This window comes from Caulobacter sp. P1_B12_2 (assembly GCF_056406675.1).
In genome coordinates this window covers 1-9,209 of the sequence record NZ_JBFTZS010000161.1, presented here as the reverse complement: position 1 = coordinate 9,209, position 9,209 = coordinate 1, and the positions used below count along the sequence as shown (strand labels likewise).

The following is a 9,209-nucleotide window of genomic DNA, read 5'->3' as shown; positions in this document are numbered from 1 at the left end:
CCCGTCGGATGCTGCGCCATGGCGGCGGTCCTCGCTGGATGGAGGTTGGCGCGAAGGGGCGCCCTTGACTTCCCCGAGGACAATTTCCTGTCCTTCAGCCTTGAGATAACGAGGTTACGTAAGGGGCGGCAAGTGACCAGTGGTTCGACGCGCATCGTTCGCGAGCCCTACGGCTACGCCTACGCCGAACGCTCCCGCCTGAAGGAGACCTATGGCGGTCCCGACGGCCAGGTGTTCGTCGAGTGCATGCGTATTCGCCCGGAAGAGGGTGACGCCAAGACGGTGATCCTGTTCAGCCACCCGATCGGCGGCGGGTCGTTCCTGCCGCTGGTCACCGCCCTGGCCCGGGCGGGGCGGCACGTCGTCTATTGCAATACGCGGTATCGAGGCAACGACACGGCCTTGATCCTGGAGAAGTGCGTCCTGGACCTGGGCGCCTGCATCGCCGACCTGAAGACCCGGTTCGGCTACAGCAAGGTGATCCTGGGCGGCTGGTCGGGCGGCGGCTCGCTGTCGCTGTTCTATCAGGAGCAGGCCGAGACCCCGACGATCACCCACACCCCGGCCGGCGACCCGGTCGACCTGGTCGGGGCGGGGCTTCAGCCGGCCGACGGAGTCATGCTGCTGGCCGCCCACATCAGCCGCTCGGTGACCCTGACCGAATGGCTGGATCCCTCGATCCTGGACGAGGACCGCCCCTTCGACCGCGACCCGGCCCTCGACATCTACGCCCCCGACTGTCCGCACCAGCCGCCCTATGACGAGGCGTTCGTGACGGTGTTCCGCCACGCCCAGCTGGCCCGCAACCGCCGCATCACCGCCCGGGTCCGCGCGACGCTGGACGAGCTGAAGACTGTCGATCCCGACATGGAGCGGCCGTTCGTCGTGCACGGCACCATGTGCGACGTGCGCTGGACCGACCCGACCCAGGACCCGTCCGACCGGCGACCGCACACCTGCTATCTGGGCGATCCGCGCATCGCCAACGACGGACCGGTGGGCCTGGCGCGGTTCACGACCCTGCGCTCGTGGCTGTCGCAATGGAGCTACGACGAAAGCCGGGCCAACGGCGTGCTCAACGCGGCGAACATCCGTTGTCCGACCCTGGTGATCAGCAACACCGCCGACCTCGCCTGCACCCCCAGCCACGCCCGCCGCCTGTTCGACGCCCTGGGCTGCGCCGACAAGCGCTATGTCGAGATCCAGGGCGCCGACCACTACTACATCGAACGCCCGGACCTGCTGCCCCAGGCGGTGGCGGCGGTGGAGGGGTGGCTGGAAGAGCGGGGGTTCTGAGGGGGCCGCGCGGATGAGTGCCAGCTGGCTGCTACCGTTATACGTCTGTACGGTTTGAAACCGATGCGGGCTGGGGGGCTGGCGTCTCGCTGGTCGGTTCGCGAGGCCGGGGTGGGATCATGTTGCTCAACGGAACGGCGCCGCCAACAGCGGGCGACGGCGCGGATGGTGATTTCTGGATCGATACGACGGCTTGGGCCATCTATGGTCCCAAGGCCGCCGGCGCATGGCCGTCGGGCGTCAGCCTGATCGGCAAGAGCGGATCGGATCCCACCGTCGTCGCCGGCTTGCCCACGGCGGTCGACCTCAGTGACGACGACCTGCTGACGATCCTGGACGACCCGGCCGGCTCGCCGGTCGCCAAGAAGATCGCCGCCGCGGCGGTGCGCCGGTACACGCGCAGCCTTCAGCCCAAGCGGATCGCCGCGCCCAACTACGTCTTGCAGTCGGTGGATATGGGGCGGTCCCTGATCTTCACTGCCTCCACGCCAATTTCGCTGCTGGTTCCGGCGGGTCTGCCGGCGGGCTTCGGCTGCACGGTGACCCAATGGGGAACCGGTGCGATTTCGGTTCTCTGCCCGGATGTTATCCTGCACGCGCCCAGCGGCTATCTGGCGACCAACGCTTAGTATCAGACGTTGAGCTTACGGCCGGCGGCGGCCGATGAGTATGTCGTCAACGGCGGCTCGGCCTTGCCGGTCACGCCGCTCATGCTGGTGTCGCCCCGGTTCTATCCTCAGGCGCAGAAATCCACCGCGGGGACCAACCGCTTCCGTCGCAACGTCTTCAATCTGCCGCTGTCGCGGGCCGTGACCAAACTGATGGCGGCCTGGACGGGCTGGTACGCCGACTTCTCGACGCCGGCCGAAACCGCCCTGGGCAACGCCACCAATCTGGAAGCGACCAGCCTGTTCGTGAACGGCGGCGCGGCCCAGCCGCTCCTCTATTCGACCTCGGCCAGCGCCAGTGTCGCCAGCGGGACGACCATCTGGAGCGACCTCCTGGCGCTGGCGGCGCCGGCCGGTCCGACCGACACCGTCAAGCTGGACTTCGCCTTCAACGCGCCGACGACCGCCAACCAGACGCTGGGCGGCCTTACCCCGCAGACCCAGAATGGCGAGGGTGTCGCCTCGGCCTCCACCAGCCTGGTCTCGGCGGTTGGAACGGCCGCCCCGACCGGCGGCGCCACGAAGCGCACCTCGTACGGCCCGACCTTCGTCGTCGGCGACGGCTGGCGGGGCGAGCCGGTGGTCCTGGTCTGGGGCGACTCGATCACTGTCGGCTGGGAGGACAATGCGCTGGTCGCCGACGCGCGCGGCTTGCAGGGCTGGGCCGCCAAGATGCTCGACAACGCCGCCGGAGCAAGGATGGGCGTGGGCAACGCCTCGGCCCGGGGCAACAGCCTGGCCGCCACCTCGGGCGGCGGATCGGCTGGGGCCGGCAAGCGGGTGGCCGCGCTGCAGGCCCTGCCCAACGTGCCCTTCACGCACATCCTCTGCACCTTGGGCGTCAACACCATCAACAACCCCGCCGACGCCACCAGCCTGGCCGCCGTGCAGACCCTGTTTCAGTCGACCTGGGCCTTCCTCGCCGCCAGCTTCCCGGGCGTGCCGATCATTCAGGCCACGCTCACCACGGTCACCACGGCGGGGTCCTCGGCCTGGACCACCGAGGCGGGGCAGAACTATGCCAGCGCGGCCTTCGGACCGGTCCCGTCGATCTGGTCGCAAATCAACGATTGGATCGTCACCAATCCGGCGGGGATCGATGGGCATCTCGTGGTGCATGACGTGGTCTGCGGGACCGATCCGGCCAAGTGGAAGGTCGATCCGTTCTCCACCACCTTGGTCAACGCCGTCACGGCCGGCGGGACCTCGACCCTGCGTCTGGCGGCGGCGCCCCCGCTGGGGATCAACCTTGTCGCCGAGGCGGGCGGCGGCGGCAGCCAGGACACCCACGCCGACTATGCGGCGATCTCGGTGACCCCGGTCGGCGCCGACTACGACGTGCTGCTGGGGCGAACGATCGTCAAGGCTCACGCGGCCGGCGCATCGATCAAGGGCGTCCTGACGGCCGAGGGGGTCCACCCCGACAAGATCGGGCATGACCTGATGCGGGATCGGGGAACGCCACAGAAGGGGGCTTTCGCCTATTCGCAAACCTAGCGGAGGCGGCTTGCGTCCAGGGCCTTTGGTCCTGGATCGCCGGCGCCCCGGGTCCTTGCCCTTGCCATCTTCCGTTTCGCCACGCCAATAGGAGGCGCCCGGAGTTTGAAACGACAATGACCAACACACGATTGAAAGGCGCTGAACGACGCGAACGGTTTCTCGACGCGGCCGCCCAGATCGTGATCGAGCAGGGCGTCGCCGCGGTGACGATGGACGGCGTGGCGCATCTGACAGGCGTCACCAAGGCTTTGGGCTATCGTTACTTCACCGACCGCGACGATCTGCTGACGGCTCTGTTCGATCGAGAAACCCAGATCTATGTCGAGCGTCTGGCCAGCGAGGTGGGACCGCGATCCAGCTTCGAGGACTGGGTGCGTGGAGCCCTGAAGTACTGGTGCCGGCGCGCCGACGAACGGGGCGAACTGTTCGTTCGCCTGGTCCGGGATTGCGGCCCTCTGGCGGAGCGGGCGCGGACCAACCGAAAGGCCGACGCCGAGGGCTGGGCGCTGGGGCTGCAGAGGGCCTTCGGCCTGCCGCCGCGCCAGGCCAAGCAATACGCCTGGTTCATGGTGGCGGGGACGGCGGGGGCCCTGGACGCCCGCGATGGCGACGACGACGCCATGATCGACGCCATCACCCTGGCGGTCGTCGCCGGCGCCAAGGCCTTGGCCAAGCAGTATGGCGAGCCCCGCCCCGCCAAGAAGGCCTAGGCCGATCCGCCGAATGGTGGGTTGCTCAGCTCATTAAGTAACGATACCGTCACTTAATGAGCGAGGCGCTGAGATCTCGCGAACGGTGGCGACACCGAGCGAGAGGAACCGCGCATGAAGCTCTATGGCGAAGACAACCCCGCGCCCAATCCGCGACGGGTGCGCATCTTCCTGGCCGAGAAGGGCCTCGCGCTGGAGCAGGAACGGGTGCCGCTGCGCGAGCGCGCTCACAAGGCCGACGACTTCCTGGAGAAGAACTCGCTGGGCCAGGTGCCCGTCCTGGAACTGGACGACGGCTCGTTCCTCAGCGAGAGCGTCAGCATCTGCCGCTATCTCGAAGGCCTGCACCCGCTGCCGCCGCTGTTTGGCGCGACGCCGAAGGAGCAGGCGACGATCGACATGTGGATCCGGCGCATCGAACTGCAGCTGATGGCCCCGATCGCCCACATCTGGCGCCATACCCATCCGCTGACGGCGGGCCTGCTGACCCAGTACAGGGACTTCGGCGAGTCCAACCGCGCGCACGCCGATCGGGTCTATCGCTGGCTGGACCACGACTTGGGTGATCGCGCCTTCATCGCGGGCGACGCCTACAGCATGGCCGACATCATCGCCCTGACGACCATCGAGTTCGGCCAGACCATCGGCGTGCCGATCCCGCAAGACTGCGCTCGCGTCTCGGCGTGGCGCGATCGCGTCGCGGAAAGGCCGAGCGCGGCGGCCTGACGAACAGGTGTTCAAAAGGCATTGCCACGCCCATTAAGTGACGGTAGCGTTACTTAAGCGTCCCGGGCCCGGACGCCGATCCATCGCAGCGGCGAGCCGACCCAGCCTCGCCCCTTGCTTTCGCCGACCGCCAAAGTCCGCGGCGACGATGGCTTGCGCCCTGACAGACCACAAAAGAAGCCGCCCAGCGGCTCAAGGAAGGAACGCGTCCATGCCTATCCAATCGCGCCCGTCGCGAGCCCTCAAGGCTGACCTGCTTGTGGGAGCGGCTGTCGGAGCCGTCTCTCTGTTCGCCGCCGGCGCCGCCGCCGCTCAGGCCGGGACCACGCCCGCCGCCAGCGCCGTCATCACGATCGACGAGATCACCGTCACCGCGCAGAAACGGGCCGAGAACGTCCAGGACGTCCCGCTGGCGATCACCGCCGTGCGCGGCGAGACGCTGGCGGCGATGAACATCACCCAGCCCCAGCAGCTGGGGTTGATCGACCCCAGCGTGCGGTTCAAGCAGAGCCTGAGCAGCAGCGCCTCGGGGCTGACGATCCGGGGCGTCGGCACCAGCAGCTTCTCGGCGGGCATCGAGCAGAGCATCTCCACGGTCGTCGACGGCGTCGTGCTGGCCGACCCGGCCAGCCTGGCCACTCTGGCCGATATCGAGCGGGTCGAGATCCTGCGCGGCCCGCAGGGCATGCTGTTCGGCAAGAACGCGTCCGCGGGCCTGGTGCATTTCATCACCAACCGGCCCAAGCTGAACGAGAACAGCGGCGAGCTGCATGTCCAGTACGGCGAGCGCGGCGAGCAGATCCTGCAGGCCATCGGCAACGTGGCCCTGGGCGACACGCTCGCCTTGCGCCTGGTGGCCACGCACAATGAGCGCGACGGCCTGATCCGCAATGTCGCCAAGGACAACGTCTTCACCGATCCTCAGGACGTCAGCACCCTGGCCCTGAAGCTCCTGTGGCGGCCCAGCGACGACCTGACCGTCTATTTCTCGGCGGACCGCACCGACAACGACGCCTTCTGCTGCTCGTCGACCTGGCGCAAGGTCACGCCGGGCTACGCGCCGGCGGTGACCAACGCCCGCTACGGCATTGTCGCCGGGCCCAAGAACCTGCAGGTCGCCGCCAACGGCCCGTCCGAGGGCAAATCGACCGCCCAGGGCGGCACGCTCCAGATCGACTACGATCTCGGCGACCTGACCCTGACCTCGATCAGCGCCTATCGCTCGGTCAAGCGCCAGGCCTTCTATGACGGCGACCTGACGCCGGTCAGCTATGTCGACGTCAATGGCGGGGCAGGGAAGACCGATTGGCTGAGTCAGGAACTGCGCCTGACCTCGCCGATCGGCGAGCGCTTCGACTATGTCGCCGGCCTCTATGTCTATCACTCGAAAGCCTCGTCGTTGATCCGTCAGCGCGGCCAACTCAGCTGGATCGTGCCGGCCTCCAACGGCGTGGTGGTGCCGATCATCCCCGGCGCGCCGCTGGGGACGATCTTCGAGACCTCGACGGTCAACGACATCAACTCGACCAGCTTCGCGGGCTTCGGCCAGGTCGGCCTGCACATCACCCCCAAGCTGGACCTGATCGCCGGAGCACGGGTCACGCGCGACGAGATCACCCTGGACTATCACCGGGCCCCGACGCCCGGCGCGGTCTACATTCCCGGGTCGATCACGTTGGATCTGCACCAGGCCGTCGACAACACCAATGTCTCCTGGCGGGTCGGTCCCCGTTACACCTTCAACGATGACGTCATGGCCTATGCGACGGTGTCGCGCGGCTACAAGGGCCCCGGCTTCAGCGGTCTGAGCGCGGCCAACAGCCTGGCCGATCAGCGGGTCCAGCCCGAGATCCCGACCAGCTACGAAGTCGGCGTGAAGGCCGCGTTCCTGGATCGTCGCCTGATCCTCAACGCCGACGTCTACGCCACGAAGATCAAGAACTTCCAGGCCCAGGTCTCCGACCTGACCAGCGCCACCTATTCGTCGCGCATCACCAATGCCGGCGAGATCGAGACGCGCGGGGTCGAGGCCAACCTGATGGCGCGACCGACGGCCGCCCTCAGCATCACCGCGGGCGTGGCCTACACCCACGCCCGTTATGCCGATTTCAACGGCGTGCAGTGCTATTTCGGCCAGCCCAAGATCGCCCAGGGCGGCCCTTGCAGCGCGCCGCCGGCCAACCCCGCCTCGCTCGACGGCTTCTTCAACGCCAAGGGTCTCAGCATCGCCGGCGTGCCCGAATGGGTCTACGGCCTGAGCGCTGTCTACGAACGGCCCCTGACGCCGGATCTGCGCGGCTTCGTCCAGGCCAACTGGAACTGGCAGAGCGACATCAACTACGCCATCAGCGGCGACCCGGGAACGATCCAGAAAGCCTATGGCCTGCTGGGCGGGCGTCTCGGCGTCTCGGCGCCGAACAAGGCGTGGAGCGTGGCGCTGTACGCCAGCAACCTGCTCGACAAGCGCTACGCCGCCCAGATCACGCCTTCGCCGGTCACCGCGCTGAATCCGGGCGGCTACGTCCAGTACTTCAGCCCGGACTCCGTGCGTCGGGTCGGGATCAGTCTCGACGTCGCCTTCTAGACCCTGCTCGCGCCGCGCCCTTGCAATCGGCGCCTTGGGACGAGGCGACCCGCGTCGGCGCGAGCGACGTGGCCAAGCGACGCCTCGTCCCCCTTTTTTCCGCAACCACGCCCCCTTCAAGGAGAGCCGAATGAAACAGCTTATGGGACGCCGCGCGTCGCTGGGCGCTCTGGCCGGTCTGGCCGCCGCGCCGCTGATGGCGTCGAAGGCCAGCGCCAAGCCCGCCGCGCCGATGCCGCCGGTCACGATCTATCACCTCGAAGGCCGCCGATCGGAGCGCGTCGTCTGGCTGATGGAAGAGCTCGGCCTGCCCTACGAGCTGAAGTTCAAGCGCGGCGACCTGGCCGGCTCCATGGCGCTGATCCGCGAATTCAGCCCCGTGGTTCCGATGGCGCCGACCGTCAAGTACGGCGATCAGGTGCTGGTCGAGTCCGGCGCCATCATCGAGCTGATCCTCAACCGCCATGCGCCTGGAAAGCTCCAGCCCGCGCTCGAGAGCCGCGACTATCCCGACTATCTGATGTGGATGCACTTCGCCGAGGGCAGCCTGGCCGCACGCCTGTTCTCGGACTATCGAGCCTGGATGGCGCAGCCCCCCAAGCAACGCTCGCGTCTCGTCGACTCCGAGGCCGTCGTTCAGTTCGCGGAGAACTTCCTGGGTCAGCACGCCTGGTTCGGCGGGGCGGCGTTCTCCGGCGCGGACATCATGATGATGTTCCCGCTCAACGCGGCCACGGGCCTGAACCTGGTCGAGGTGTCGCAGTTTCCCAACGTCGCGGCCTGGAAGGCCAGGATCGAGGCGCGGCCAGCCTATCAGCGCATGCTCGCCAAGGCGCGTCCCGACGGCATGATCGGCAGTTTGCCGCGCTTGCCGCAACACGCGCCGTCCGGTCCGCGCGAGGCGCCGTCGGCGCCGAAATAGCCGGGAATTCTTGCCGCGCGCTAGAGTCGCAGCAGGGCCCCGACGACTGTCCGTCGTCGGGGCCCTGGTCGATCACCGCGGCCGATCCCATCGGGCGCAAGGACGCACGGACGATCAGCGACTACCGTTGTCCTGACTTCGTGCTGGAGGGTGGAAGCCGGTCGTTCGCCGAGCATCGGAAAGTCTGAGCCGGCGCGGCTAGGCTCGGACCGAGAGGCGCCAGGGAAGTGGCGGTGAGAGAGGGATTCGAACCCTCGTTAGGCTTTCACCTAAACACGCTTTCCAAGCGTGCGCCATCAACCACTCGGCCACCTCACCATGCGCACTTGAGTCGAAGGCGGTTGAGGCCCCCGTCGCTGGAAGGGGCGCAATATACTCAGGAAGGTTGCGGGAGCAAGCGGCCATACGTGGTGAAACGGGACCACGAGGCGTTTATGTTGGGCGCCAAGTTCGTCGCCGAGGCCAAGCCATGCCGTCTTCCCCCAGATCGCTCGAAATCCCGACCGTCGACACCGCCCTGCCGGGGCGCGCGGCGGCGATCCCGACGGCGCTCAAGCACTTCGTCAACGGCCATGTGCTGAAGGGGCCCTATCCCGACGGGATGGAGGTGGCGGTGCTGGCCATGGGCTGCTTCTGGGGCGTGGAGCGGGTGTTCTGGAAGGTCCCCGGCGTCTACGTCACCGCCGCCGGCTACGCGGCCGGGATCACGCCGAACCCGACCTATGAGGAGGTCTGCACCGGCCGCACGGGCCACACCGAGGTGGTGCAGCTCGTCTTTGATCCTCGCTCGGTCACCTACGAGG

General features: G+C 67.7%; 8 protein-coding genes and 1 tRNA gene. 8 read left to right on the top strand and 1 reads right to left on the bottom strand.

What is annotated here, in order from left to right; genetic code table 11:
* The first annotated feature begins 132 nt into the window (after positions 1 to 132).
* The 7 genes from AC1DZ6_RS11945 (at position 133) to AC1DZ6_RS11915 (ending at position 8,406) form a co-directional block, all read left to right on the top strand.
* Positions 133 to 1,296, top strand: a complete 1,164-nt coding sequence (locus AC1DZ6_RS11945) for an alpha/beta hydrolase family protein (protein ID WP_477097397.1) — start codon at positions 133 to 135, stop codon at positions 1,294 to 1,296.
* Between the two features lie 119 nt (positions 1,297 to 1,415).
* Positions 1,416 to 1,925 (top strand): hypothetical protein, encoded by a 510-nt coding sequence (locus AC1DZ6_RS11940; RefSeq protein ID WP_477097396.1) that lies wholly within the window; start codon positions 1,416 to 1,418, stop codon positions 1,923 to 1,925.
* Positions 1,926 to 1,934: 9 nt separating this feature from the next.
* Positions 1,935 to 3,461 carry a hypothetical protein gene (locus AC1DZ6_RS11935; RefSeq protein WP_477097395.1) on the top strand — a complete coding sequence of 509 codons (1,527 nt, stop codon included), beginning with the start codon at positions 1,935 to 1,937 and terminating at the stop codon, positions 3,459 to 3,461.
* 116 nt (positions 3,462 to 3,577) lie between these two features.
* The gene (locus tag AC1DZ6_RS11930; protein WP_477097394.1) at positions 3,578 to 4,174 is read left to right on the top strand and encodes a TetR/AcrR family transcriptional regulator; all 597 of its coding nucleotides are present in this window, start codon (positions 3,578 to 3,580) and stop codon (positions 4,172 to 4,174) included.
* A 114-nt stretch (positions 4,175 to 4,288) separates the two neighbouring features.
* Positions 4,289 to 4,900, top strand: a complete 612-nt coding sequence (locus tag AC1DZ6_RS11925; protein ID WP_477097393.1) for a glutathione S-transferase family protein — start codon at positions 4,289 to 4,291, stop codon at positions 4,898 to 4,900.
* A gap of 211 nt (positions 4,901 to 5,111) precedes the next feature.
* Positions 5,112 to 7,484, top strand: a complete 2,373-nt coding sequence (locus AC1DZ6_RS11920) for a TonB-dependent receptor (RefSeq protein ID WP_477097392.1) — start codon at positions 5,112 to 5,114, stop codon at positions 7,482 to 7,484.
* Positions 7,485 to 7,614: 130 nt separating this feature from the next.
* Positions 7,615 to 8,406, top strand: a complete 792-nt coding sequence (locus tag AC1DZ6_RS11915) for a glutathione S-transferase family protein (protein WP_477097391.1) — start codon at positions 7,615 to 7,617, stop codon at positions 8,404 to 8,406.
* A 228-nt stretch (positions 8,407 to 8,634) separates the two neighbouring features.
* Here AC1DZ6_RS11915 and AC1DZ6_RS11910 read toward each other — a convergent pair.
* A tRNA-Ser gene (locus AC1DZ6_RS11910) sits at positions 8,635 to 8,724 on the bottom strand.
* Between the two features lie 151 nt (positions 8,725 to 8,875).
* On the opposite strand from AC1DZ6_RS11910, the gene AC1DZ6_RS11905 reads away from it, so the two are divergent.
* On the top strand, positions 8,876 to 9,209 hold a 334-nt coding region (locus tag AC1DZ6_RS11905), incomplete at its 3' end, for a peptide-methionine (S)-S-oxide reductase (protein WP_477097390.1).

What these genes read in the sequence shown, in the direction of transcription:
- AC1DZ6_RS11930 (WP_477097394.1), top strand. Translation starts at nt 3,578, where the DNA reads ATGACCAACACACGATTGAAAGGCGCTGAACGACGCGAACGGTTTCTC.
- AC1DZ6_RS11940 (WP_477097396.1), top strand. Translation starts at nt 1,416, where the DNA reads ATGTTGCTCAACGGAACGGCGCCGCCAACAGCGGGCGACGGCGCGGAT.
- AC1DZ6_RS11920 (WP_477097392.1), top strand. Translation starts at nt 5,112, where the DNA reads ATGCCTATCCAATCGCGCCCGTCGCGAGCCCTCAAGGCTGACCTGCTT.
- AC1DZ6_RS11915 (WP_477097391.1), top strand. Translation starts at nt 7,615, where the DNA reads ATGAAACAGCTTATGGGACGCCGCGCGTCGCTGGGCGCTCTGGCCGGT.
- AC1DZ6_RS11925 (WP_477097393.1), top strand. Translation starts at nt 4,289, where the DNA reads ATGAAGCTCTATGGCGAAGACAACCCCGCGCCCAATCCGCGACGGGTG.